At 72.9% G+C, this 25,321-nt stretch carries 21 protein-coding genes; 6 read left to right on the top strand and 15 right to left on the bottom strand.

The window, feature by feature from the left end:
• Positions 1-12: 12 nt before the first annotated feature.
• Positions 13-1,227, bottom strand: a complete 1,215-nt coding sequence (gene mltG, locus ACFVHB_RS12805) for an endolytic transglycosylase MltG (RefSeq protein WP_380319534.1) — start codon at positions 1,225-1,227, stop codon at positions 13-15.
• On the opposite strand from mltG (ACFVHB_RS12805), the gene ACFVHB_RS12810 reads away from it, so the two are divergent.
• Complete coding sequence (locus ACFVHB_RS12810) at positions 1,198-1,983, top strand: hypothetical protein (protein ID WP_380319537.1); 786 nt, start codon at positions 1,198-1,200, stop codon at positions 1,981-1,983. The genes mltG (ACFVHB_RS12805) and ACFVHB_RS12810 overlap by 30 nt on opposite strands.
• Positions 1,984-2,132: 149 nt before the next feature.
• Here the strand turns inward: ACFVHB_RS12810 and mltG (ACFVHB_RS12815) are convergent, their stop codons facing one another.
• From mltG (ACFVHB_RS12815) to ACFVHB_RS12835, 5 genes are all read right to left on the bottom strand, one after another.
• Complete coding sequence (gene mltG, locus ACFVHB_RS12815) at positions 2,133-3,485, bottom strand: endolytic transglycosylase MltG (RefSeq protein WP_380319540.1); 1,353 nt, start codon at positions 3,483-3,485, stop codon at positions 2,133-2,135.
• A 90-nt stretch (positions 3,486-3,575) separates the two neighbouring features.
• Positions 3,576-4,064, bottom strand: a complete 489-nt coding sequence (gene ruvX, locus ACFVHB_RS12820) for a Holliday junction resolvase RuvX (RefSeq protein ID WP_380319543.1) — start codon at positions 4,062-4,064, stop codon at positions 3,576-3,578.
• Positions 4,064-6,733, bottom strand: a complete 2,670-nt coding sequence (gene alaS / locus ACFVHB_RS12825) for an alanine--tRNA ligase (protein WP_380319546.1) — start codon at positions 6,731-6,733, stop codon at positions 4,064-4,066. The genes ruvX and alaS overlap by 1 nt, the downstream gene beginning before the upstream one ends.
• Entirely contained in the window at positions 6,733-7,173 is a 441-nt protein-coding gene (locus ACFVHB_RS12830; protein ID WP_380319549.1) for a DUF6167 family protein, read from the bottom strand. The genes alaS and ACFVHB_RS12830 overlap by 1 nt, the downstream gene beginning before the upstream one ends.
• 4 nt (positions 7,174-7,177) lie before the next feature.
• Complete coding sequence (locus tag ACFVHB_RS12835; protein WP_380319552.1) at positions 7,178-7,654, bottom strand: DUF948 domain-containing protein; 477 nt, start codon at positions 7,652-7,654, stop codon at positions 7,178-7,180.
• Between the two features lie 316 nt (positions 7,655-7,970).
• On the opposite strand from ACFVHB_RS12835, the gene ACFVHB_RS12840 reads away from it, so the two are divergent.
• On the top strand, positions 7,971-10,148 hold the full coding sequence (locus ACFVHB_RS12840) for an ATP-binding protein (RefSeq protein WP_380319555.1): 2,178 nt from the start codon (positions 7,971-7,973) through the stop codon (positions 10,146-10,148).
• Between the two features lie 83 nt (positions 10,149-10,231).
• Positions 10,232-10,558, top strand: a complete 327-nt coding sequence (locus ACFVHB_RS12845; protein ID WP_380319558.1) for a tetratricopeptide repeat protein — start codon at positions 10,232-10,234, stop codon at positions 10,556-10,558.
• An 82-nt stretch (positions 10,559-10,640) separates the two neighbouring features.
• Here the strand turns inward: ACFVHB_RS12845 and rpsD are convergent, their stop codons facing one another.
• The 3 genes from rpsD to ACFVHB_RS12860 all read right to left on the bottom strand — a co-directional run bounded on the left by rpsD (position 10,641) and on the right by ACFVHB_RS12860 (position 13,616).
• Positions 10,641-11,255, bottom strand: coding sequence for a 30S ribosomal protein S4 (gene rpsD / locus ACFVHB_RS12850; protein ID WP_270148363.1), 615 nt, complete (start codon positions 11,253-11,255; stop codon positions 10,641-10,643).
• Positions 11,256-11,604: 349 nt separating this feature from the next.
• Complete coding sequence (locus ACFVHB_RS12855; protein WP_380319560.1) at positions 11,605-12,954, bottom strand: replication-associated recombination protein A; 1,350 nt, start codon at positions 12,952-12,954, stop codon at positions 11,605-11,607.
• Positions 12,955-13,001: 47 nt separating this feature from the next.
• Positions 13,002-13,616: an antibiotic biosynthesis monooxygenase gene (locus tag ACFVHB_RS12860; protein WP_380319563.1), complete on the bottom strand. Its 615-nt coding sequence runs from the start codon at positions 13,614-13,616 to the stop codon at positions 13,002-13,004.
• A gap of 482 nt (positions 13,617-14,098) precedes the next feature.
• On the opposite strand from ACFVHB_RS12860, the gene ACFVHB_RS12865 reads away from it, so the two are divergent.
• Positions 14,099-15,064 (top strand): LysR family transcriptional regulator, encoded by a 966-nt coding sequence (locus tag ACFVHB_RS12865; protein ID WP_380319566.1) that lies wholly within the window; start codon positions 14,099-14,101, stop codon positions 15,062-15,064.
• Positions 15,065-15,086: 22 nt separating this feature from the next.
• Here the strand turns inward: ACFVHB_RS12865 and ACFVHB_RS12870 are convergent, their stop codons facing one another.
• From ACFVHB_RS12870 to ACFVHB_RS12885, 4 genes are all read right to left on the bottom strand, one after another.
• Positions 15,087-15,593 (bottom strand): GNAT family N-acetyltransferase, encoded by a 507-nt coding sequence (locus tag ACFVHB_RS12870; protein ID WP_380319569.1) that lies wholly within the window; start codon positions 15,591-15,593, stop codon positions 15,087-15,089.
• 92 nt (positions 15,594-15,685) lie between these two features.
• Positions 15,686-17,476: an aspartate--tRNA ligase gene (aspS, locus tag ACFVHB_RS12875; protein WP_380319572.1), complete on the bottom strand. Its 1,791-nt coding sequence runs from the start codon at positions 17,474-17,476 to the stop codon at positions 15,686-15,688.
• On the bottom strand, positions 17,473-18,735 hold the full coding sequence (hisS, locus tag ACFVHB_RS12880) for a histidine--tRNA ligase (protein ID WP_380319575.1): 1,263 nt from the start codon (positions 18,733-18,735) through the stop codon (positions 17,473-17,475). The genes aspS and hisS overlap by 4 nt, the downstream gene beginning before the upstream one ends.
• An 11-nt stretch (positions 18,736-18,746) precedes the next feature.
• The gene (locus ACFVHB_RS12885) at positions 18,747-19,454 is read right to left on the bottom strand and encodes an MBL fold metallo-hydrolase (protein ID WP_380319578.1); all 708 of its coding nucleotides are present in this window, start codon (positions 19,452-19,454) and stop codon (positions 18,747-18,749) included.
• A 246-nt stretch (positions 19,455-19,700) separates the two neighbouring features.
• Here ACFVHB_RS12885 and ACFVHB_RS12890 point away from each other — a divergent pair, with 246 nt between their 5' ends.
• Both ACFVHB_RS12890 and ACFVHB_RS12895 read left to right on the top strand, forming a co-directional pair.
• On the top strand, positions 19,701-20,537 hold the full coding sequence (locus ACFVHB_RS12890; RefSeq protein ID WP_380319581.1) for a peptidylprolyl isomerase: 837 nt from the start codon (positions 19,701-19,703) through the stop codon (positions 20,535-20,537).
• Between the two features lie 266 nt (positions 20,538-20,803).
• The gene (locus ACFVHB_RS12895) at positions 20,804-22,033 is read left to right on the top strand and encodes a DUF349 domain-containing protein (RefSeq protein ID WP_380319583.1); all 1,230 of its coding nucleotides are present in this window, start codon (positions 20,804-20,806) and stop codon (positions 22,031-22,033) included.
• A gap of 70 nt (positions 22,034-22,103) precedes the next feature.
• Here the strand turns inward: ACFVHB_RS12895 and ACFVHB_RS12900 are convergent, their stop codons facing one another.
• A complete protein-coding gene (locus tag ACFVHB_RS12900) occupies positions 22,104-24,542 on the bottom strand; it encodes a RelA/SpoT family protein (protein WP_380319586.1) in 2,439 nt (812 codons plus the stop codon).
• Positions 24,543-24,765: 223 nt separating this feature from the next.
• Positions 24,766-25,317 carry an adenine phosphoribosyltransferase gene (locus ACFVHB_RS12905; RefSeq protein ID WP_380319589.1) on the bottom strand — a complete coding sequence of 184 codons (552 nt, stop codon included), beginning with the start codon at positions 25,315-25,317 and terminating at the stop codon, positions 24,766-24,768.
• Between the last annotated feature and the right edge of the window lie 4 nt (positions 25,318-25,321).

Consider the following 25,321-nt stretch of genomic DNA (forward strand, 5'->3'; position numbering starts at 1 on the left):
CCGTACGGCCGGCTACTTCGTCGTGCAGTGGCCGCGCGCCTTGTCGTACGCCTGGCCGGCCGCCTTGCAGTACTCCTCGACGTTGGCCGCGTGCTCCTTGTCCGTCTCCGCGAAGCGGGTCTCGGTCGGGGACATCGCGATGAAGTACAGCCACTTGCCGTCCGCGGGGTGGAGCACCGCCTTGAGCGCGTCGTCGCCCGGGTTGGAGATCGGCCCCGGCGGCAGGCCCGGGTTGATGTAGGTGTTGTACTTGTTCGACCCGTCGTCGATGTCCTTCTTGTCCAGCTGCTTGCGGCCGAGCGAGTACTGCAGCGTGGTGTCCATGCCGAGCCGGTGCTTGACGATGCCGTCGTCGGCGAGCCGGTTCTGGATGGTCTTGGCCATCTTGGCGAAGTCCGCCGGGTTGTTGCCCTCGGCCTGCAGGATGCTCGCCTCGATGACCACCTCGTAGCCGTTCTTGAGGCCGATCTTCGACGCCTCCGCGTCCAGCCCCGCGTAGCGCTCGGTGGCGTTCTTGACCATGTCCTTGAGCAGGTCCTCCGGCTTCATGCCGTCGGCGATCGAGTAACGGGTCGGCCAGAGGAAGCCCTCGATGTTGCCGTTGGCGTACGCCGGCAGGCCGAGGTTGGCGATCTGCGCCTTGGCGACGCCCGCCGTGGTGCCCTTGGGCAGCTGCAGCTTCTCGTCGATCTTGGCGTAGGTCGCGGCGGAGGTCAGGCCCTCCTGCAGGATCAGCTTGTTGCCGCCGTTCGCGTCCACCAGGTTCTGCACCGCGGCCTCGGCGGACATCTCCTTGGGCATGCTGTACGTGCCCCACTGGATCGTGGTGGACTTCGGGTTCTTGTCGAACGCCTTGGTGAAGGCCTCGACGCTCTTCACCACGCCGGCCTCCTTCAGCGCCAGGCCCATCTGGCCGCCGCTGGAGCCCTGCTTGATCTGCACCTGGACGCTGCCGGTGCCCGCGCCGACGTAGTCCGGCGGCGGGCCGAAGTGGTCCTGGTAGAAGCCGTAGCCCCACCAGCCGGCGCCGGCCACCCCGCTCATCAGGACCAGCGCGACCAGCAGGCAGGCACCGCCGTTGCGGCGGCCGGCCTTCTTGCCCTTCTCCTTGCGCTTCTTCTTGCCCTCGCGGGAGTTGTCCTCCTCGCCGAGGAAGCCGCCCTGCTCGTCCTCGCCGTCCGCGGCGTAGTCGTCCTGGTGGTCGTCCCACTCGTCCTCGGCCGGCACCGGCTCCGCCTCGGCCGGGTTCCCGCCGGCCTCCAGCGCGGCGGCCTCCGCCTCCCAGTCGATGCCGTCCGGGCCCGGCCCGGCCGCGTCCGCTGCCTGCTGCTGCCGCCGCGCGGCCCGACCGCCCGGCTGCTGCGGGGCCGACTGCTGCGCGCCCCCGCCCTGCGGACCCACGCCCTGCTGCTGAGGCATCCCCTGCTGGGGCATGCCCTGCTGAGGCATCCCCTGCTGAGGCATCCCCTGCTGAGGCATCCCCTGCTGCGGCTGCTGCTGGAAGCCCTGCTGCTGGCCCTGGAATCCCTGGCCGCCCTGCTGCTGGAAACCCTGCTGACCGCCGAAGGTCTGGCCGCCCTGCTGCTGGTAGCCCTGCTGGCCGCCGAAGGTCTGGCCACCCTGCTGCGGGTACCCCTGCTGCTGGTAGCCCTGCTGGCCACCGCCGAACTGCTGCTGACCCTGCTGGAACTGCTGACCGCCGTACTGCTGCGGCTGCTGCACCTGCTGATCCTGGGGGAACCCGCCGGGGTAGCCCTGCTGCTGGTAGCCCTGCTGGCCGCCGAAGGTCTGGCCACCCTGCTGCGGGTAGCCCTGCTGGCCACCGCCGAACTGCTGCTGACCCTGCTGGAACTGCTGCGGCTGCTGCTGCCACTGGCCGTCCTGCTGGCCGGGGACCGGCTGCTGGCCGCCGTACCCGGGGTCACCGGGATGCCACGGCTCGGAGCCCTGGGGGCCGTAGCCCCGACCCAGATCGGTCATTGATCCCCTTACACCGACGGAGACGGCCGGAGGATCGGACCGACCGTCCCGGGACGGCGTCCCGGTTTTTTCTCGAACCGGCGTGCTACCGCATCGCCTGGAGGGAGACGTTACCGTACCGCAGACCGGCCTCCCGAAGGGCCGAGCCCCGGTCAGTGCCCGGACGGCCCGGTCTCCGCCCCCGCCGGAGCATCCGCCGGACTCCCCGCCGGAGCACCCGCCGGAGCACCCGCGGGAGCACCCGCGGGAGCCTCGGCCGACGCGCTCCCGGAGGCGCTTCCCGAGGCGCTGCCGGAGGCGCTGGCGGACGCGCTGCCCGGGGAACCGGCCGACCCGCTCGGCTGGGCCGCCCGGCCGGCGTTGAACTCCGCGACGTTGCGTTGGTGCACGTCGAAGCTGTCGGTGAACCGGGTGTCCCCCGGCTTCACGGTGACGAAGTAGAGCCAGTCCCCCTGCGCCGGGTCGACGGCCGCCATGATCGCCTGCCGCCCCGGATTGCCGATCGGAGACGGCGGCAGACCCGGGTGCAGATAGGTGTTGTACGGCGAGTCCAGTTTGGTGTCCGTCACCGTCGTGTTCAGGGTCGAGCGCCCGAGCGCGTAGTTGATCGTGGAGTCCAGCTGCAGCGGCATGCCCTTGGCCAGCCGGTTGTAGATCACCCGGGCCACCTTGGCCATGTCCTCGGTGGTGTCCGCCTCCCCCTGGACCATGCTGGCGATGGTGATCAGCCCGTACAGGCTCTGCCCGAGGGTCTGCGCGACGCCCTCCGCGTCGTCCCGGGCGAACTCCTTCCCCGCCCGCTCGACCATCTGCTTCAGCAGGTCCACCGCCGTGGTGCCGTCGGTCACGCTGTACGTCGCGGGGAAGAGGTACCCCTCCGGGCTCCCCTTGGCGAACTCCGGCAGGCCGAGCTCGCCCGCCTGCTCCTGGGCGGCCTTCTGGGTGGTGCCCTCGGGCAGGTTCAGCTTCTTGTCGATCGCCGCGTAGATCTGGTTGCCGCGCCACCCCTCGGGGATGGTCAGGCCGTTGGCGTTGGCCGGGTCGATCAGGATCGCCAGCGCGGCCGCCGCCGACATCTTCTGCCTCAGCGTGTAGGTGCCCGGCTGGATCCGCCCGGCGGCGGCCGCGCTCCCCTTGGCCGCCCGGGTGAAGGCCAGCGAGCTGGCCACCACGCCGTTGCGGACCAGCGCGGAGGCGATCTGGGTGAGCCCGGCGCCCTCGGGCACCGAGACCTGCACCGAGCCGCTGCCCGCGCCCGCGTAGTCGGCGGCGGCGGGCGGCTTCCGCTGGCCCTGCAGCCAGCTGTAGCCGGTGACGCCGATCCCGCCGAAGACGGCGATCAGGGCGAGCGCGGTCAGCCCGCAGGCCAGACCGGTGCGCCGGCGGTGCGGATCGGGCGCATCGGGGCGCGGCCGGGGCGCGCCCGGCGGGCGGCCCTCCGGCTCCATGACCGGCGCACCGAGGTGGCCGGGCGTGAGCCCCGGGGTGGAGTCCAGGTCGGTCATGGCGCCCCCTCGGCGGTCCCGGAAACGGAGCGAGGGGCCCGTGCGGCCGCGTCCGCACGGGCCCCTCACCGGGACGTTAGACCAGACCGATCAGCTGACCGGCTCGACGCTCTCGCCGGGCGGCCGTCCGCTCACCCGTTCGGACTCAAGGGCGGTCTGCAGGATCACCACCGCGGCGGCCTGGTCGACCACCGAGCGGCCCTTCTTCGCCTTGACCCCGGAGGCCCGCAGGCCGTGGGTCGCGGTGACGGTGGACATCCGCTCGTCCACCAGCCGGACCGGCACCGGGTAGAGCCGGTTGGCCAGCCGGGCGGCGTACGCGCGGACCTTCTCGGCGGCCGGGCCCTCCTTGCCGCTGAGCGAGCGCGGGAGGCCGACGATCACCTCGATCGCGGCGTACTCGTCCACGATCGCGGCGATCCTGGCCTGTGACTTCACCCCGGCGGGGACGGTCTCCACCGGCGTGGCGAGCACCCCGTCGGGGTCGCAGGACGCGACCCCGATCCGGGCGTCGCCGACGTCGACGGCGATCCGCCGCCCCCGCCGGAAAGGCCGTTCCACGGCCTGCGGCTCGTCCATCAGCTGGCGCGCTCCGCGACCAGGCCGCGCACCGCGGCGATGGCCTCGCCGACCGCGGCCGGGTTGGAGCCGCCGCCCTGGGCGACGTCGTCCTTGCCACCGCCGCCGCCGCCGAGGGTCTTGGCGGCGACCCGGACCAGCTCGCCGGCCTTGATGCCACGCCCACGGGCGTCCTCGTTGGTGGCGATCACGGTCAGCGGGCGGTCGTTGGCCACGGTGAAGGCCGCGACCACGGCCGGGCGCGAGCCCAGGCGGCCGCGCACGTCCAGGACCAGCTTGCGCAGCTCGTCGGCGCCGGTGCCGTCGGCGACCCGGGCGGCGACCACGGCGATGCCGTGCACGTCCTCGGCCGAGTCCGCCAGGCCCGCGGCGGCGGCCAGCACCTTCTCGGCGCGGAAGCGCTCGATCTCCTTCTCGGCGTCCTTGAGCTTGGCGAGCATGCCCGAGATCTTCTCCGGCAGCTCCTCCGGGCGGCCCTTGACCAGCTCGGTGAGCTGGGAGACCACGGTGTGCTCGCGGGCCAGGAACTTGTACGCGTCCACGCCGACCAGGGCCTCGACGCGGCGCACGCCGGAGCCGATCGAGGACTCGCCGAGCAGCTTCACCAGGCCGAGCTGGGCGGTGTTGCCGACGTGCGTGCCACCGCAGAGCTCCTTGGAGAAGTCGCCGATGGTGACGACCCGGACCTCGTCGCCGTACTTCTCGCCGAACATGGCGATGGCGCCGGCCTTGCGGGCCTGGTCCATCGTCATGACCTCGGCGGTGACGTCCAGCTCGCGGGTCAGCACGTCGTTGATCTTCTGCTCGACGTCGACCAGCACGCTGCCGGGCACGGCGGACGGCGAGCCGAAGTCGAAGCGGAAGCGGCCGGGGGCGTTCTCGGAGCCGGCCTGGGCGGCCGTCGGGCCGAGCGCGTCCCGCAGCGCCTGGTGGGTCAGGTGGGTGGCCGAGTGGGCGCGGGCGATCGCCCGGCGGCGGTCCACGTCGATGGTGGCGTACGCCGCGGAGCCGAGCACGACCTCGCCGAACAGCACCCCGCCGGAGTGCACGACGACGCCGGGGACGGGCTGCTGCACGTCGCGGATCTCGACGACCGCGCCGGAGTCCAGCCGGATCCGGCCGTGGTCGGCGAGCTGGCCGCCGCCCTCGGCGTAGAACGGGGTGCGGTCGAGGATGATCTCGACCTCGTCGCCCTCGGTGGCGGCCGGCGCCGGGACGCCGTCCACCAGCAGGCCGACGACGGTGGCCTCGCCCTCGGTGAGGGTGTAGCCGGTGAAGACGCTGGCACCGGACTTGTCGGCGACCTCGCGGTAGGCGGCGACGTCGGCGTGGCCCATCTTCTTGGCCTTGGCGTCCGCCTTCGCGCGGTCCCGCTGCTCCTGCATCAGGCGGCGGAAGCCGGCCTCGTCCACCTGGAGGCCCTGCTCCTCGGCCATCTCCAGGGTGAGGTCGATCGGGAAGCCGTAGGTGTCGTGCAGCTTGAACGCCTGCTCGCCGGAGAGCACCGCGCTGCCGGCCTGCTTGGTCTCGGTGACCGCGGTGTCCAGCAGGTTGGTGCCGGCCTTCAGGGTCTGCAGGAAGGCCGCCTCCTCGGCGGTGACGACCGTCTCGATGCGCTTGCGCTCGGTCTCCAGCTCCGGGTACTGCGGGGCCATCGCCTTGATGGTGATGTCCGTGAGCTCCTTGGCCACCGGCTCGGTGGCGCCCAGCAGCCGCATGTTGCGGATGGCACGGCGCAGGATGCGGCGCAGCACGTAGCCGCGGCCCTCGTTGCCGGGGGTGACGCCGTCGCCGACCAGCATGATCGCGGTGCGGATGTGGTCGGTGACCACGCGCAGCGAGACGTCCGACTTGTGGTCGGCGCCGTAGGTGTGGCCGGTCAGCTCGGCGGCGCGGTCGAGGATCAGCCGGCTGGTGTCGATCTCGAAGAGGTTGTCGACGCCCTGCAGGATGGCGGCGAGGCGCTCCAGGCCGAGGCCGGTGTCGATGTTCTTGCTCGGCAGGTCGCCGAGGATCTCGAAACCGTCCTTGCCGTCACCGTGGCCGCGCTCGTACTGCATGAAGACCAGGTTCCAGATCTCCAGGTAGCGCTCGCCGTTGACGGCCGGGCCGCCCTCCTCGCCGTACGCGGGGCCGCGGTCGTAGTTGATCTCCGAGCACGGGCCGCACGGACCGGGGACGCCCATCGACCAGAAGTTGTCCTTCATGCCGAGGCGCTGGATGCGCTCGGACGGCACGCCGATGACGTCCCGCCAGATCTGCTCGGCCTCGTCGTCGTCCTGGTAGACGGTGATCCAGAGCTTCTCCTTCTCCAGGCCGTAGCCGCCGTCCGCGACGGGAGTGGTGAGCAGCTCCCACGCGAACTTGATGGCCCCTTCCTTGAAGTAGTCGCCGAAGGAGAAGTTGCCGCACATCTGGAAGAAGGAGCCGTGCCGGGTGGTCTTCCCGACCTCCTCGATGTCCAGCGTGCGCACGCACTTCTGGACGCTGGTGGCGCGCGAGAACTGCGGCTTGACCTCGCCCAGGAAGTACGGCTTGAAGGGCACCATGCCGGCGTTGACGAGCAGCAGGGTGGGGTCGTCGGCGACCAGGGACGCCGACGGAACGACGGTGTGGCCGCGCTCCTCGAAGAAGCGCAGCCAGCGGCGGCGGATCTCTGCCGACTCCATTAGTGGTCCTTCCGGTTCGGTGTACCGCCCGGCTGCGGCAGCGCGCGGCGGGGCGTCTTTTCGATGGCTGGGGTGGTGCGGGCACCGTCGGACGATGCGCGGGCACTGCGGGACGGGGGCAGGGCGGCGGCCGGGCTGCCGGGCGCCGCCGAGATAGCTCGGTACTGCGGCTCGCCGCGCGGGACCCGGCGGCGGCGCGGTTCGACGACGGCGGTGCCGTCCAGCCCGAGGTCCTCGCGCAGCTGCTCCTCGCGCTCGGCCATGCCGGCCTTCACGTCCTGGGCGAACCGCTTGGCCACGTCGCCCAGGTGCAGCGCACCGCGCGCGGCGGTGCCGGAGAGGCTGTCCGGGGTGAGCCGGTGGACGGCCTCGTTGGCCTTGTTCATGGCCCAGACGGTGGCGCCGGCGCCGACCGCCATCCAGAAGATGCGTCGCACCATGCCGTCAGCCCCTCACCGCACGCCGGACCCGGGCCAGCAGACCGCTCTTCGGCGCGGTCGCCGCGCGCACCTCGGCCCGGATCAGCCGGGCCAGCTCCTCGCGCTCACCCGGCTGGGCGGGCAGCGTCAGGGTGCCGTTCTGCTTGGCGACGGCCTTGCGGACGCCGTAGCTGAAGGCCGCGACCTTGACCAGCGGCCCGCCCAGGGTGGCCGCGACGGTCGAGGAGAGCGCGTTGGCGTTGGCGGCGGCGTCCTGCACGTTGGCGGTGATCTCGTCCACCCGCTCCAGCTGCTCGTTGGCACTGCGCACGGCGGCGCCGGCCTCGGTCAGCAGCGGCACGGCCTGCTCGGTGACGGCGGAGACCAGGACGGTGGCCTCCTTGAGCACCTGCGAGAGCCGGACCAGCACGACGGCGAGCAGGGTGACCAGGACCGCCCAGAACACGGCGACGAGCAACCCGGCCAGCTCTCCCACGGACACCTTGCGCGCTCCCTCGCCTTGCTGTTCTCCGGAAGAACCCTATCGCGACCATGGCCGGTTTCCGGACCGGGTTGTTCGCCCGGGACGTCCGGACGGTCGCGGTGCGGATCCGGTCGGGTGTGCGACCGGCCCGCGTAACCTACCGGCCGGTCACCTCGTTTTTCCCGGCGGACCGTCGCCGGGACGGTCCCAGCACGTCCGGGCCGCGAGGGCCCGGGCCCGGACCCGGGAGCAGCGCTTGGCCGGCGACTCGACAGCGGAGCGGAGAGGGACGGCGGCGCGGCGCTCGCCCGCGCCCGGCCGGCTGCCCGCGGAGGTGACCAGCTTCGTCGGGCGTCACGAGGAGCTGACCGCGCTCGCCGGGCTGTTGGCCGCCTCCCGGCTGGTGACGGTGACCGGGCCGGGCGGGGTGGGCAAGAGCCGGCTGGCGCTGCGCGCGGCGGCCCGGGCGGCCGGCGCCTTCCCGGACGGCACCTGGCTGGTCGAGGTCGCACCGGTGCGGGACCCGCTGCTGGTCGGCCACGCCGTACTGGAGGCGCTGCGGCTGACCGACGGCACCGCCCGCCCGCCGCTGGACGTGCTGACCGAGCAGCTCGCCGGGCGCCGGCCGCTGATCGTGCTGGACGGCTGCGAGCACCTGGTGGAGGCCTGCGCGGAGCTGGCCGACGCCCTGCTGCGGGCGCTGCCGGGCCTGCGGGTGCTGGCCACCAGCCGGGCGGCCCTGCGCGCCCGCGGCGAGCACCTGTTCACCCTGGCCCCGTTGCCGGTCGGGCCGCTGACGGGCGGCCGGGTGGACCCCGGAGCGGTGCCGGACGCGGTGCGGCTGTTCAGCGACCGGGCCCGGGCGGTGCTGCCGTCCTTCGAGGTCACCCCGGCCAACGCCGAGGCGATCACCCAGCTCTGCCGCCGCCTGGACGGCATCCCGCTGGCCGTGGAGCTGGCTGCCGGGCGGCTGCGCGCGCTCTCGGTCGAGCAGATCACCGCCCGGCTGGACGACCGCTTCCGGCTGCTCACCGGCGGGGACCGGACGGCCCTGCCGCGCCACCAGACACTGCGCACGACGATCGGCTGGAGTCACGAGCTCTGCACGGTGCAGGAACGTTTACTCTGGGCCCGCCTCTCCGTCTTCGCCGGCACCTTCGACCTGGAGGCCGCCGAGTACGTCTGCGCCGGCGCGGGCCTCGAAGCGGACGAACTGCTCGACCTGGTGTCCGAGCTGATCAACAAGTCCGTGGTGATGCGCGCGGGGGCACCACCCGGCCGCCCGGCCGGGGAGGACTGCGCCTTCGGCGTCCGGTTCCGGCTGCTCGACACGCTGCGCGAGTACGGCCTGCAGTGGCTGCGCGCCGCCGGCGAGGAGCAGCGGCTGCTGCGCCGCCACCGCGACTGGTACCTGGGCGTGGCCACCTGGGGCGAGGTGGAGTGGTTCGGGCCCCGGCAGTTCGAGACCGCCGAGCGGACCGGGCTCGCCCACGCCAACCTCCGGGCGGCGCTGGAGTTCTGCCTCGCCGAGCCGGGCGAGGAGCAGCTCGCCCTGCGGCTGGCCGGCACCCTCTGGTTCTACTGGGTCGGCTGCGGCCACCTCGGCGAGGGCCGGCACTGGCTGGACCGGGCGCTCGCCCTCGACCCGGAGCCGACCGAGGCCCGCGCCAAGGCGCTCTGGGTCACCGGCTACATGGCCACCCTCCAGGGCGACCTGGTGACCGCCCGCCCCGCGCTGGAGGAGTGCCGCCGCCAGGCGCTGGCCACCGGCGACGACCGGGCGCTCGCCTACGCCGTCCACCGACAGGGCTGCGCGGCCCTGATCGGCGACGAGCCGGCCCGCGCGGCCGAGCTCTTCGAGGAGGCGATCTGGCACTACCGGGCGATCGGCGAGCTCAACAGCAACGTCCTGATGGCCATGTTCGAGCTGGGCATCGCCTACCTGTTCCAGGGCGACCGGGAGGGCGGCGAGGCCTGGCTCGGCCAGGTCCGCGAGGTCTGCGAGGAGCACGGCGAGCAGTGGGCGTACGCGTACGGGCTCTACGCGCTGGCGTACTCGCACTGGCTGAACGGGGACGTCCGGCTGGCCCGCGCGCAGGCCCGGGAGAGCGTCCGGCTCAACCACCTCTTCCACGACCTGCTCGGCATCGTGCTGGCGATCGACCTGCTGGCGCTGCTGCAGACCGAGCCGGCCGGGCCGGGCGAGCCGGGCGACCTGCGCGAGGCCCGGGTGCTGCAGGGCGCCGCGCACCGGATCTGGCAGGCCGTGGGCAAGCCGTTCTTCGGCTCCCGCACCTTCAACGGCCCGCACCGGGCCTGCGAGGAACGGGCCCGGGCGGGGCTGACCGAGCAGGAGTTCGCCGACTGGTTCGACCGCGGCGCCCGGCTGGACCTGGCGGCCGCCGTCCGGCGCGCGCTCGGCGGCGACGGCCGGTCCGACGGGCCCGGGCCGCTGCCGGGGCCCCGCCCGGTGCCCCCGGCGCCGCAACCGGCCCCGGTCGGGAATAGTTGAATCTTGTCCATTGCTTCCGGGGGCAGCACACCACTCGGCACCGCGCCCGGCGCGGGCGCCGGGCGAACCCGGAAGGAGCAGCCGTGGCGATCAACACCGCCGCCGACGAGTACCGCCTCGCGACGTTCTACTTCGAGTCCAAGGCCTACTCCGACGCCGCCCGCATGCTGGAGGGCGTCCTCGCCGAGGAGCCGGCCAACCTGTCGGTCCGGCTGCTGCTGGCCCGCAGCTACTACCACTCGGCCCAGCTGTCCCGGGCCGAGGCCGAGCTGCGCCGGATCCTGGACGCCGCCCCGGCCGAGGACTACGCCCGGCTGATGCTGGGCCGCACGCTGGAGCGCCAGGGCCGCGCCGAGGAGGCCCGCCCGCACCTGAAGCTGGCCGCCGCGATGGCCGGCGAGGAGTTCTGAGGCGTGTCCGAAAGGGGCGAGCCCCCGCCGCCCGGAAGGGCGACGGGGGCTCGCTGGGTACGGCAGGCGTACCGCTCGCGGGTCAGCGCGAGTAGTACTCGACGACGAGCTGCTCGTCGCAGATCACCGGGACCTCCTTGCGCTGCGGCGCACGGTCCAGGCGGAAGGCCAGGGCCTTCAGGTTGACCTCGAGGTACTTCGGGGTCTGGCCCTCACCCGCGTAGCCACCCTCACGGGCGACCTGGAACGGGACCTTCTCCTTGCTGCGCTCGCGAACGGTCACGACGTAGCCCGGCTTCATCTGGAACGACGGCTTGTTGACCTTGCCACCGTTGACCTCGATGTGGCCGTGGACGACCATCTGGCGGGCCTGGTAGATGGTGCGGGCGATGCCCGAACGCAGCACCAGCGAGTCCAGACGGGTCTCCAGCTCGGCGACGAGCGCCTCACCGGTCTTGCCCTCGGCCTTCTTCGCGCGGTCGAACGCACGCGACAGCTGCTTCTCGCTCAGGTCGTACTGGGCGCGAAGACGCTGCTTCTCGAGCAGACGGACCTTGTAGTCCGAGTTCTGCTTGCGGCCACGGCCGTGCTGGCCGGGCGGGTACGGGCGGGCCTCGAAGTACTTGACGGACTTCGGGGTCAGCGGCACGCCGAGCGCACGAGCGATCTTGACCTTGGGACGCTTCTGGTTCGCCATGAACCAAACCTTCCTTGCTTACGAATACGGCTTCACCAGGTGTTGACGGAGGTCGCTCGTCGCGGTCCGGAGAAAAACCCCACCGCCCACGGGCAGTGTGGTCAGCCGCTCTCCGAGGCCGGGCACGGAAGTGCAAGCACACGAGTGGCCCACCGAACCGGAGTTGGTGGGCTGCACGCGACACCGAAACGGTGCGCGACGCTCCTGCAGACCCTGCGAGGGGCCTGTGGCCGGTGTCCCGCTGGTGCGGCCGGTCGGCTGGGTCTCCCCTGCCGCCGTCCCGGGATACGGCACTCCGACCGAGTATACCGGCAGCGCCGCCACGGGTTCACCGGCGGCCCACCCGTGCTCACTCGCCCCTGAGCCGGCCCCTGGTCCACTCGACGATGTCCGCGTACCGGGCCTCCCCGCCGTGCCGGGTCGGCCGGTAGTACTCCTTGCCGTGCACCGCGTCCGGCGCGTACTGCTGGGCCGCGATCCCCTCGGGCAGGTCGTGCGGGTACTGGTAGCCCCGGCCGTGCCCGAGCTTGCCGGCGCCGCCGTAGTGGGCGTCCCGCAGGTGTGGCGGCACCGCGCCCGCCAGGCCCTGCCGGACGTCCGCCAGCGCCGCGTCGATCGCCAGGTAGGCGGCGTTGGACTTGGGTGCCAGGGCCAGCGCGATGGCCGCCTGGGAGAGGATGATCCGCGCCTCCGGGAAGCCGATCAGCGCCACCGCCTGGGCCGCCGCCACCGCCGTCGGCAGGGCCGTCGGGTCGGCCAGGCCGACGTCCTCGCTGGCCGAGATCATCAGCCGCCGGGCGATGAAGCGGGGGTCCTCCCCCGCCTCGATCATCCGGGCCAGGTAGTGCAGGGTGGCGTCGACGTCACTGCCCCGGATCGACTTGATCAGCGCGCTCGCCACGTCGTAGTGCTGGTCGCCGTCCTTGTCGTAGCGGACCGCCGCGTGGTTCACCGCCGTCTCGGTGGTGGCCAGCGTGATGACCGCCTCGCCCTTCTCCAGGGCCGCCCCGGCCGCCGCCTCCAGCGTGGTGAGCGCCCGCCGGGCGTCCCCGCCGGCCAGCCGGACCAGGTGGTCCTCGGCCTCCTCGGACAGCTCCAGCGCGCCCTCCAGCCCGCGCTCGTCGACGACCGCGCGGCGCAGCAGGGCGCGGATGTCCTCGTCGGTCAGCGACTCCAGGGTGAGCAGCAGCGAACGCGACAGCAGCGGCGAGATCACCGAGAAGTACGGGTTCTCCGTGGTCGCCGCGATCAGCGTCACCCAGCGGTTCTCGACCGCGGGCAGCAGGGAGTCCTGCTGGGCCTTGGAGAAGCGGTGGATCTCGTCCAGGAAGAGCACCGTCTCCTTGCCGCTCATGCCGACCGCCCGGCGGGCGCCGTCGATCACCGCGCGGACCTCCTTGACCCCCGCGGTGATCGCCGACAGCTCGACGAACCGGCCCTCGACGGCCTGGCTGATCACGTGCGCGAGGGTGGTCTTCCCGGTGCCGGGCGGGCCCCAGAGGATCACCGAACTGGTCGCGGCCGGCCCGCGCGCGCCCGAGACGAGCCGGCGCAGCGGCGAGCCGGGCTTCAGCAGCTGCCGCTGCCCGGCCACCTCGTCCAGGGTGCGCGGGCGCATCCGCACGGCGAGCGGGGCCCGGCCGGGCTCCTTGGCCTGGCGTTCCTCGGCGGCGGCGGTGAAGAGGTCCGGTTCGTCCACACCGGAAGCCTATGCGAGCCGGCCGACAGGCCCTCCCGGCACCGGAACTACGACTTGGCCGGGAGGTCGAGCAGGACGGCCTCGAACTCCTCCAGCGAGCGCAACGTCACCCCGCCGGCGGCCGCCGCCTTCGCGCGGGCCTCGGCGACCGGGCCGCGGGAGGCGTCGAACGTGGCCCGGTCGGCGAAGAGGCCGCCCACCGCGCCGCGTTCGTCCTCCAGGTTCAGCAGCATCGAGCCGCCGAGGAACCCGTCGAGCTGCCGCAGCGCGGGCAGCGCCACGGTGCGGAAGGCGTCGGCCAGCTTGCCGGCGTTCGCCCGGTCGAAGTCGAACTTGGTCAGCCGGAACCACGCGCCCGGACCGGCCTGGGCGGGCCGCTCGGCGACCACCGCCTCCCAGGTGTCCGTGGCCACCGTCCCCGCGAACGGCGCCAGCAGCTCGGCGCGCCGCTGCTTCAGCTGCGCGTCGCTGTCCTGTTCGGCCTGGCGGCTCTCCCACCAGGAGCCCATGGTGATGATGCCGAGCTCCCGGTTGGCGAACAGTCCGAAGCCCCGGTAGCCGGGCTGCGCGGAGAGCAGCCCGACCGCCTCGGCCCGGAAGCCGTCCAGGGCCTGGTCGAGCTTGGCCGGGTCCCCGGTGGCGTAGACGGTGCGAACGAACATGGGCGGGTCTCCTGACGTCCGGCGGGCGCCGTGCCGCGCGCCCGCGCCTTGGTGAGCACGTCCATCGGACGCCGCCGCACCGGACCGGGCAACGCCGCAGAGCCGTTCGGAGGACCGGGCCACCCGGCCCACGCCGCGGGGCCCGGCCCCTGCTTCCGCAGGCCACGCCGGAGGGCCGCCGGCGGCCGCGGGGCGCCGGGCGGGGCGGCTCGGATCCGGGCGGGCCACCGCACGGGACGGGACGGCGGACATCGGGTGGGCGATCACGCGGCGGGCCCCGGGCCCGTCGTCCGGGAGCGCTGACGGCCAGTCATCATGGGTGCCGCACACGGTTCCCGCAGGTCCGTCGGCCGGCCGGGCAGCGGCGGCCCCCTGAACCGCCGCTACCCGGGCTCCCCCGTGGCCCGGCCCGCGGGCCGAGTGATCAACCTTGGCGCAGACCTGCCCGACCGGTCCAATATCCCGTTCCATAACCTTGCGGCATGGATGTGGACACCCGACTGCTGCGCAGCTTCGCCGCGGTCTGCGAGGAGGGGCAGCTGACCGCCGCCGCGGCCCGGCTGTTCGTCTCCCAGCCGACGCTGACCAAGCAGATCCGCCAGCTGGAGGCGCTGCTCGGGGTGGAGCTGTTCGAGCGCTCGCGCCGGGGCATGGCGCCGACCCGGGCCGGCCGCGCGCTGGCCGTGTACGCCGGCCCGGTGCTGGCCGGCTGGGACGAGGCGCTGCGCGCGACCCGGGCGGCCGCGGCCGAACAGGGCTCGACGCTGCGGGTGGGCTTCGAGGGCGGCACGATCAACGTGATGACCCAGCGCACGGTGGCGGACTTCAACCGGCGGATGCCCGGCTGGCAGGTGGAGCTGCGCCAGAACAACTGGTTCGACCCCACCTCGGGCCTGGGCACCGGCGAGATCGACCTCACGCTGTGGCACGCCCCGCCGTCGCTGTCCGAGCGGTACAACGTCGCGGTGCTGGGCGAGGAGCCGCGCTGCGCGGCGCTGCCGGCCGGGCACCCACTGGCCGGGCGGGCGGTGATCGACTTCGAGGAGCTGCTGGACGAGCCCTTCGTGGCGATCCCGCACGAGGCCGGGTTCTGGCGCGACTACTGGCTGGCGGTGCGGGAGCGGGGCGGGCGTCCGGTGCGGATCGGCGCGGTGGCGCACAACGCCGACGAGTGGCTGGCCGCGGTGGTGTGCGGCCAGGGCATCGGCTTCGCCCCGGAGACGATGAGCAGGCTGGCACCGCGCGAGGACGTCGCGTACCGGCCGGTGCGGGGGCTGAGCCCGAGCCAGGTCGGGCTGTACTGGCCGAAGGGGCGGGAGCTGACGCCGGCGATGGCCGCGTTCGTGCGCAGCTGCCGGGCGACGGTCGGGACCACGGCCGGATCGGCCGCCGGTACCGCGGCCGGGTCGTCGGCCGACACCGCGGCCGGACCGGAGGCCCGCCCGTAGCCGTGCTCCGGCCGGGCGGGGATCAGGCCTCGTCGAACGGCTCGGGGTAGCGGCAGAGCCCGCGCGGCCCGCCGTCGTACGCGGGCAGGGCGAGCGCCTGGAAGTACGCGTCCGGCACCTCGAACGGACCGGTGACCTCGTGCCGCTGCGCCGGGAGGAAGCCGAACCGGCCGTAGTAGCCCGGGTCGCCGAGCACCACGACGAGCTTCTCGCCGGCCTCCTCGGCGGCCGTCAGCGCGGCCCGGACCACCAGCTCGCCGACGCCCTTGCGCTGCCACTCGGGGGCGACCGCGACCGGCGCGAGCGCCAGGCCCTGGCCGTCGCCGACCCGCAGCCGGGTGAGCAGGGCGTGGCCGACCACCAGGCCGGACTCGTCCACCGCCACCAGCGAGAGCCCGGGCAGCCAGGCGGGGTCGCGGCGCAGCGCGTCCACCAGGTCGGCCTCGTCGGGGCCGGGGAACGCGGCCATGTGGACCCGTCTGGTGGCGGGCGCGTCGTCCGGACACTCGACTCTGGTGCTGACCGTCATGGGGGGAGCCTCTCTCCGTCGCACACCGTTGTGGACCGGCCCCGGACGGCTGTTGAGCCGTCCGGGGCCGTGAAAGGTTAGCCGAGGGAACGTCAGGCCTTGGGCTGGCCCTCGGACTTGACGTCCTCGCGGACCTTCGGCTGGGCGTCGACGCCGGCCTCGCGACGCTGCGCCGGGGTGATCGGGGTGGGGGCACCGGTCAGCGGGTCGCCGCCGGTGGACGTCTTCGGGAACGCGATGACGTCCCGGATGGTGTCGTACCCGCCCAGCAGCGTGACGATCCGGTCGAGGCCGAAGGCGACACCACCGTGCGGCGGCGGGCCGTAGTTGAAGGCGTCGAGCAGGAAGCCGAACTGCGAGGCCGCCTCCTCCTCGGAGAGGCCGATCGCGTCGAACGCCCGCTTCTGCACGTCCCGCTGGTGGATACGGATCGAACCGCCGCCCAGCTCGGAGCCGTTGAGTACCAGGTCGTAGGCGTTGGACAGGGCCGTGCCCGGGTCGGTGTCGAAGGTGGCCAGCGACTCGGCGGTCGGCGCGGTGAACGGGTGGTGCACCGCGTGCCAGCCCTGGAACTCGCCCTTGTCGTCCTCGATCGGCTCGAACATCGGGAAGTCGACGACCCAGAGGAAGGCCCACTGCGACTCGTCGATCAGCTCGCAGCGGCGGCCGATCTCCAGGCGGGCGGCGCCGAGCAGCTCCTGCGAGGGGCGCTGCTTGCCGGCCGCGAAGAAGATCGCGTCGCCGTTCTTGGCGCCGGCCGCGGCGGCCAGGCCGGCCAGGTGCTCCTCGGAGAGGTTCTTGGCGACGGGGCCGCGCAGCTCGCCGGTCTCGGCGTCGATGACGACGTAGGCCAGGCCGCGGGCGCCGCGCGCCTTGGCCCAGTCCTGCCAGGCGTCGAGCGCCTTGCGCGGCTGCGAGGCGCCGCCGGGCATGACCACGGCGCCGACGTACGGGGCCTGGAAGACGCGGAACTCGGTGCCCTTGAAGTACTCGGTGAGGTCGGTGAGTTCCTGGCCGAAGCGGACGTCCGGCTTGTCGGAGCCGTAGCGGGCCATGGCGTCCGCGTAGGTCATCCGGGGCAGCGGGTTCGGGATCTCGTACCCGTGCACGTCGCGCCAGATCGAGCCGATGATCTTCTCACCGAGGGCCAGGACGTCCTCCTGGTCGACGAACGAGGCCTCGATGTCCAGCTGGGTGAACTCCGGCTGGCGGTCGGCGCGGAAGTCCTCGTCGCGGAAGCAGCGGGCGATCTGGTAGTAGCGCTCCATGCCGGCCACCATCAGCAGCTGCTTGAACAGCTGGGGCGACTGCGGCAGCGCGTACCAGTGGCCGGGCTGCAGGCGGACCGGGACGAGGAAGTCGCGGGCGCCCTCGGGGGTGGAACGGGTGAGGTACGGCGTCTCGATGTCGAGGTAGTCGTTCTCCTCCATCACCCGGCGGATGATGTTGTTGACCTTGGAGCGCAGCCGCAGTCCCTTGGCCGGGCCCTCGCGGCGGAGGTCCAGGTAGCGGTAGCGCAGCCGGACCTCCTCGTTGACCGTGCCGGGCTCGTACTCGGCGACCGGGAAGGGCAGCGGGGCGGCCTCGGAGAGCACCTCGATCTCGCTGACGACGACCTCGACGGCGCCGGTCGGGATGTCCGGGTTCTCGTTGCCCTCGGGGCGCACCCGGACGTCGCCGACGACCTTGACGCAGTACTCGGCGCGCAGGCCGTGCACCGAGTCCAGGTCGCGGACCACGATCTGCACGGTGCCGGAGGCGTCGCGCAGGTCGATGAAGGCCACGCCGCCGTGGTCGCGGCGGCGGGCGACCCAGCCGGCCAGGGTGACGGTGGTGCCTGCGTGCTCCGGGCGGAGCGTGCCCGCGTCGTGCGTGCGGATCACAGCTGCTTCTCCTTCAGGGTGGTGACGAGTGCGTCGAGGGCGACGGGGTTCTGCTCGCCGGTGGTCATGTCCTTGAGCTGGACGACGCCCTCGGCGAGGTCCCGGTCCCCGGCGATCAGGGCGAAGCGGGCGCCGGACCGGTCGGCGGACTTCATGGCGTTCTTGATGCTCTTGACGCCGAAGGCGAGGTCGGTGGCCACGCCGGCCCGGCGCAGCTCGACCACCTTGGCGAACAGGACGTTCTTGGCCTCCTCGCCGAGCGCGACGGCGTACACCGAGGTCGCTGCCGGCAGGTCGAGGACGACGCCCTCGGCCTCCAGCGCCAGGTAGGTGCGGTCCACGCCGAGGGCCCAGCCGACGGACGGCAGCGCCGGGCCGCCGATCATCTCGGACAGGCCGTCGTAGCGGCCGCCGCCGCCGATCGCGGACTGCGCGCCGAGGCCGTTGTGCACGAACTCGAAGGTGGTGCGGGTGTAGTAGTCCAGGCCGCGGACCAGCTTCGGGTCGTCGGTGAAGGCCACGCCGTTGGCGGTGAGCAGCTCGCGGACCTTCTCGTCGTACGCCTTGCAGTCCTCGCACAGGTAGTCACGCAGCATCGGGGCGCCGCCGAGCTGGGCCTGCACCGACTCGCGCTTGTCGTCCAGGACGCGCAGCGGGTTGATCTCGGCGCGGCGGCGGGTGTCCTCGTCGAGGTCCAGGCCGGCCAGGAACTCGATCAGCGCGGTGCGGTAGACCGGGCGGCAGTTGCGGTCGCCGAGGCTGTTGAGCAGCAGCGTGTAGTCGCTCAGGCCGAGCGAGCGGAAGGCGTCGTCGGCCAGGATGATCAGCTCGGCGTCCAGCGCCGGGTCCTCGGCGCCGATCGCCTCGGCGCCGACCTGGGCGAACTGGCGGTAGCGGCCGGCCTGCGGGCGCTCGTAGCGGTAGTAGGAGCCGGAGTACCAGAGCTTGACCGGCAGGTTGCCCAGCTTGTGCAGGTTGGCCTGGAGGGCGGCGCGCAGCACCGAGGCGGTGCCCTCCGGGCGCAGCGCGAGGTCCTCCTTGCCGCGCTTGGTGAGCGAGAACATCTCCTTGGTGACGATGTCGGTGGACTCGCCGACACCGCGGGAGAACAGCTTGACGTCCTCGAAGACCGGCGTCTCGATGTAGCCGTAGCCGGCCCGGCGGGCGGGCGCGGAGAGGCGCTCGCGGATCGCCAGGAAGGTCGCGGAGCTGGGGGGCAGCAGGTCGTAGGTGCCCTTGGGGGCGGTGAAGGTGCTCAACTTCTCTTCCGTCACATTCCTCGTCGCGGGAAGGCCGGAGCGCCGAGCGCTCCCGCCGCCTGCCTGAGGTAGGGGTTGGTGGCGCGCTCACGGCCGATGGTGGTCTGTCCGCCGTGGCCGGAGAGGACCACGGTCGCGTCGTCGAGGGGCAGGCACACCCGGGCCAGCGACCGCATGATCGCCTCGCTGTCCCCGCCCGGGAGGTCCGTTCGCCCGATGGAGCCGGCGAAGAGCAGGTCGCCCGAGAAGAGCACCGGGGGGAGGTCCTCGGCGCCGGGCGTCCGGAACGTCACCGACCCCTTGGTATGGCCGGGCGCGTGGTCGACGGTGAGCTCCAGGCCCGCCAGGTCCAGCACGCTGCCGTCGGTGAGCTCGCGCACGTCGTCCGGTTCGCCGACGGTGAGCTCACCCATCAGCTGGGTGCCGAGCGAGCGGCCGAGCGCCTTCTCCGGGTCGGCCATCATGTAGCGGTCCTCGGGGTGGATCCAGGCCGGGACGCCCTTGGCGCCGCAGACCGGGACCACCGAGGCGATGTGGTCGATGTGCCCGTGGGTGAGCACGACCGCGACGGGCTTCAGCCGGTGCTCGCGGATCAGCTCGTCGACGCCGCGGGCGGCCTGGTGGCCGGGGTCGACGATGACGCACTCCTCGCCCGGCGCCGGAGCGACCAGGTAGCAGTTGGTGCCCCAGGCTCCAGCGGGGAATCCGGCGATGAACACGCGCGTCCTTCGTGATTCGGTCGGCAGTGGCGGCTTGACGGTCTACGGCTGTACGGGATGGTGTAAGCGCAGCCTACCGGCGCCGCGGGTCCGGTTGCGAACCAGATGGGGGCGACGGGCCCGGTTCGTCCTGACAGGTTCACCGCGTTCTTACAGCCGCGGTACCTACACTTGGCCGCCGATGGATGCGATGATCCGCTTCAGCATCCGTACACGAGTCCAGCACATCCGTAGGAGACACGGCCGGTGGTCAGCAGCGAACAGCGGCGGCGGCAGCTCGCCCGCGAGAAGTACGAGCGGCAGGCGCAGCGCCGGGCCGAGGCCCGGGCCGCGCGCAAGCGCCGCAACACGATCCTCGGCGCCTCGCTCGCCGTGGTCGTGCTCGCGGGCGGCGGCGTGCTGGTCGGCACCGGCGCCTTCGACTCGAAGGACGGGAAGGACGACCGGTCCACCCCGCAGGCCGCGCCGACCGCGGCCGCCGAGCCGACCACCCCGACCCGCAAGCCGGTCGAGGGCTGCGCCGACCCGGCGCCGGGCGCGCCGAACGGCAAGCAGTGGCAGGCCGAGCCGGCCATGACCATCGCCAACGGCGGCAGCTACACCGCGACGCTGGAGACCAACTGCGGCAAGGTGACGATCGCGCTGGACGCGGCCAAGGCGCCGCACACGGTCAACTCCTTCGCCTTCCTGGCCGGCGAGCAGTACTTCGACCACACCAAGTGCCACCGGCTGACCACGGGCGGCATCTACGTCCTGCAGTGCGGCGACCCGACGGCCAGTGCCACCAACCCGGGCGGCACCGGCGGCCCCGGCTACAAGTTCGCCGACGAGAACCTGACCGGCGCGACCTACCCGGCGGGCACCGTGGCGATGGCCAACTCGGGCCCGGGCACCAACGGGAGCCAGTTCTTCCTGGTCTACAAGGACACCAAGCTGGACCCGAGCTACACCCCGTTCGGCAAGATCACCGGCGGCCTGGACGTGCTGCAGAAGATCGCCGCCGCGGGCACCCTGGAGGGCCGCACGGACGGGCACCCGATGGCCGACGTCACCCTCAACGCGGTGACCACCGCGAAGGGTTGACCGGTCCCGGGGCCGTGCCGCGGGCGCCGTCGAGGCGCCCCGGCGCGGTCCCGGCCCGAAATCGCCCGGCCCGGATGCGGACAGCACCGGGCCCGGTCGCCTATGTTGGCGTTGTGTAGGGTGCCCCGATCCGCCTAGCCGTCACCCTCGGCAAGCAACGCCCGGCGGACGGGGACGGCGGACTCATCGGTCCGCCGCACATCAACTGTGGACGACGGACGCGTAACCGCCCCGGCGCGGGCGCGACGTCATGTGGAGGACGCGCTATGAGCAGCGACCCGTGGGGCCGTGTCGACGAGCAGGGCACGGTCTACGTCAGGACGGCCGACGGCGAACGCGTCGTGGGTTCCTGGCAGGCCGGCTCGCCCGAGGAGGCCCTCGCCTACTTCGAGCGCAAGTACCAGGGCATCGAGGTGGAGATCGGCCTGCTGGAGAAGCGGGTGCGCACCACCGACCTGGCCGCCAAGGACGCCCAGACCGCGCTGGAGCACCTGCGCGCGCAGGTGGCCGAGGGGCACGCGGTCGGGGACCTGGACGCGCTGGCCAAGCGGCTGGACACGCTCGCCGGTGAGATCGAGAGCCGTCGCGAGGAGCGCAAGGCGGCCCGCGCCAAGGCCCAGGACGAGACCCGGGCCGCCAAGGAGGCGCTGGTCTCCGAGGCCGAGCGCCTCGCCGAGTCCACCCAGTGGCGGGAGGCCGGCGACCGGCTGCGCGCGCTGGTGGACACCTGGAAGGGCCTGCCGCGGCTGGACCGCAAGAGCGACGACGAGCTGTGGCACCGCTTCTCGCACGCCCGCTCGGTCTTCTCCAAGCACCGCAAGGCGCACTTCGCGACCCTGGACGCCGAGCGCGAGCAGGCCCGGGCCGTCAAGGAGCGGCTGGTCACCGAGGCGGAGGCGCTGTCCTCGTCCACCGAGTGGGGCGAGACGGCGGCCCGCTACCGCGACCTGATGGCGCGCTGGAAGGCCGCCGGGCGCGCCCAGCGGGACGTCGAGGACGAGCTGTGGGCGCGGTTCCGCGGCGCCCAGGACGTCTTCTTCCAGGCCCGGTCCGCCGTGTTCAGCGAGCGCGACGCCGAGCAGGTCGCCAACCAGAAGCTCAAGGAGGCGCTGGCGGCCGAGGCCGAGGCGATCCTGCCGGTCACCGACCTGAAGGCCGCCAAGGCCGCGCTGCGCGACATCAACGAGCGCTGGGAGGCGATCGGGCACGTGCCGCGCGACGCCCGGCCGAAGCTGGACGGCCGGCTGAACGCGGTCGAGCGGGCGATCCGCGAGGCCGAGGACGCCGAGTGGAAGCGCTCCAACCCGGAGGCCAAGGCCCGTGCCGCCGGCATGGTCGGCCTCTTCCAGGCCAAGGCGGACAAGATCCAGGCCGACCTGGACAAGGCCCGGGCGGCCGGCAACGCGAGCAAGGTCGCCAAGCTGGAGTCCGAGCTGGCCGGCGTGCAGACCCTGCTGGAGCAGGCCCACAAGAGCCAGGAGGAGTTCAGCGGCTGATCCGCCGCCGAGCCCGAGCGGAACGGCGAAGGGCCCCGGGGAGCAACCCCGGGGCCCTTCGCCGTCGCCGCTACTTGCGGGCCGAGGTGACCCGGTAGACGTCGTAGACGCCCTCGACGCCGCGGACCGCCTTGAGCACGTGCCCGAGGTGCTTCGGGTCGCCCATCTCGAAGGTGAAGCGGCTCATCGCCACCCGGTCGCGGGAGGTCTGCACCGCCGCCGACAGGATGTTGACGTGCTGGTCGGAGAGGACCCGGGTGACGTCCGAGAGCAGCCGGGAGCGGTCCAGCGCCTCCACCTGGATGGCCACCAGGAAGACGGACGACTGGGTGGCCGCCCACTCGACGTCGATCATCCGCTCGGGCTGCTGGCTGAGCGCCTCCACGTTGACGCAGTCGGCGCGGTGCACCGAGACGCCGTTGCCGCGGGTGACGAAGCCGACGATCGGGTCGCCCGGCACCGGCGTGCAGCAGCGCGAGAGCTTGACCCAGACGTCGTCCACTCCCTTGACGATGACCCCGGGGTCGCCCTTGGCCCGGCGGCGGACCGCCCGGCGGGTGTCGTGGGTCGGGGTGGCGGTCTCGGCGAGGTCCTCGGTGGCGCCCTCCTCGCCGCCGAGCGCCTGCACCAGCTTCTGCACGATGTTCTGCGCCGCGACGTGGCCCTCACCGATCGCCGCGTACAGCGAGGAGATGTCGGGGTAGCGCATCTCGTGGGCCAGGGTGACCAGCGAGTCGCCGGTCAGGATCCGCTGGATCGGCAGGCCCTGCTTGCGCATCGCCCGGGCGATGGCCTCCTTGCCGTGCTCGATCGCCTCCTCGCGGCGCTCCTTGGAGAACCAGGCGCGGATCTTGTTGCGGGCGCGCGGCGACTTGACGAAGCCCAGCCAGTCCCGGGAGGGGCCGGCGTTCTCCGCCTTGGAGGTGAAGACCTCGACGCTGTCGCCGTTCTCCAGGGTCGACTCCAGCGGCACCAGCCGCCCGTTGACCCGGGCCCCTATGCAGCGGTACCCGACCTCGGTGTGGACGGCGAAGGCGAAGTCCACCGGGGTGGCGCCGGCGGGCAGTGCTATGACGTCGCCCTTCGGCGTGAAGACGAAGACCTCGTTGTTGGAGAGGTCGAAGCGCAGCGACTCCAGGAACTCGCTCGGGTCCTCGGTCTCCTTCTGCCAGTCCAGCAGCTGCCGCAGCCAGGCCATCTCGTTGACGGCGCCGGCCTTGTCGTCCTTGCGGGCCTGGGTCGGGGTGTCGGTGCGGACCTTGGAGGCGCCGGCCACCGCGCGCTGCTTGTACTTCCAGTGCGCGGCGATGCCGTACTCGGCGCGGCGGTGCATGTCGAAGGTGCGGATCTGCAGCTCGACCGGCTTGCCGCCGGGACCGATCACCGTGGTGTGCAGCGACTGGTACATGTTGAACTTGGGCATCGCGATGTAGTCCTTGAACCGCCCCGGCACCGGGTTCCACCGCGCGTGGATGGTGCCCAGCGCCGCGTAGCAGTCGCGGACGGTGTCGACCAGGACCCGGATGCCCACCAGGTCGTAGATCTCGGCGAAGTCCCGGCCCCGGACGATCATCTTCTGGTAGACCGAGTAGTAGTGCTTCGGCCGGCCGGTGACGGAGGCGGTGATCCGGGCGCCGCGCAGGTCCCCCTGGACCTGGTCGATGACGGTCGCCAGGTACTCGTCCCGCTTGGGGGCGCGCTCGGCGACCAGCCGGACGATCTCGTCGTACATCTTGGGGTAGAGGATCGCGAACGCGAGGTCCTCCAGCTCCCACTTGATGGTGTTCATGCCCAGCCGGTGCGCCAGCGGGGCGTAGATCTCCAGCGTCTCGCGGGCCTTCTTCTCCTGCTTCTCCCGCTTGAGGTAGCGCATGGTGCGCATGTTGTGCAGGCGGTCGGCCAGCTTGATCACCAGGACGCGCGGGTCCTTGGCCATCGCGACGACCATCTTGCGGACCGTCTCGGCCTGCGCGGCCTCGCCGAACTTGACCCGGTCCAGCTTGGTGACGCCGTCGACCAGCAGGGCCACCGAGTCCCCGAAGTCCTTGCGCAGGGTCTCCAGGCCGTAGTCGGTGTCCTCGACGGTGTCGTGCAGCAGCCCGGCCATCAGGGTCGGGGCGTCCATGCCGAGCTCGGCCAGGATGGTGGCCACCGCCAGCGGGTGGGTGATGTACGGGTCGCCGCTCTTGCGCTTCTGCCCGCGGTGCCACTTCTCGGCGACCGCGTAGGCCCGCTCGATGTCGCGCAGCAGCGCCGGGTCGGCCTTCGGGTCGTTGGCCCGGATGGAGCGGAACAGCGGCTCCAGCACCGGGTTGAGCACGCTGGAGCGCTGGCCGCCGAGGCGGGCCAGCCGGGCGCGCATGCCGCCGGTGGAGGACGGGCGGCTCGCGGGAGCCACCGGACGCGAGGAGGTCGGCGCCGGGCGTGCCGGGGTGGCCCCCGAGGGCGTGGGACGGTTTTCGGGGGCGGCCGCTGCGGCCGTGGGCACAACCTCGTCGGGCAAGGACACTCCTCGGGGCACCGGGCCGACCCCTCGTACGGCTGGAACCTTCACGGACAACCGGGAGGGGATGAATCTTCATGGTACCGAGCCGGGCGCTCCGGTGTTCAGCCGCCCGGGCCCGGACACGCTCCCGGCCCGCCCCCGCGCGCTTCCCGGGCCGCTCCCGGGAACGCGGAGAGCGGCGGCCGGAAGATCCGACCGCCGCTCTCCGTCCGTCCTGCCCGGGGGCTCAGACCGTGACCAGCGTCTCCAGCGGCGCGCCGCCGAGGTGCCCGGCCAGCCGCTCGCGGCCGTCCAGGAAGCCCAGCTCCATCAGCACCACGACGCCCGCCAGCTCGGCGCCGGCCTCCTTCACGAGGTCCAGCGAGGCGCCGATGGTCCCGCCGGTGGCCAGCACGTCGTCCACCACCAGCACCCGCTCACCGGGCGCGAAGGCGTCGCACTGCACCTCCAGCGTCGCCTGGCCGTACTCCAGCTCGTACGAGCGGCGGAACACCTCGCCGGGCAGCTTGCCCTGCTTGCGGATCGGCACGAAGCCGAGCCCGGCCGCGAAGGCCGCCGGGGCCGCCAGCACGAAGCCGCGCGCCTCCAGGCCCACCACCTTGGTCGCCCCGAGCTCCGTCGCCCGCTGGGCCAGCGCCCGGGTGAGGGCGCCGAAGGCCTCGGCGTCGGCGAGCAGCGGTGCGATGTCCTTGAACAGCACACCCGGCTTGGGGTAGTCCGGGACGTCCCGGATCCGGCTGTTCAGCAGCTCGGCCAGTGCGGTGTCGGCGGTGGTCACGGTG

This window comes from Kitasatospora sp. NPDC127111 (assembly GCF_042677465.1).
Lineage (GTDB): Bacteria > Actinomycetota > Actinomycetes > Streptomycetales > Streptomycetaceae > Kitasatospora.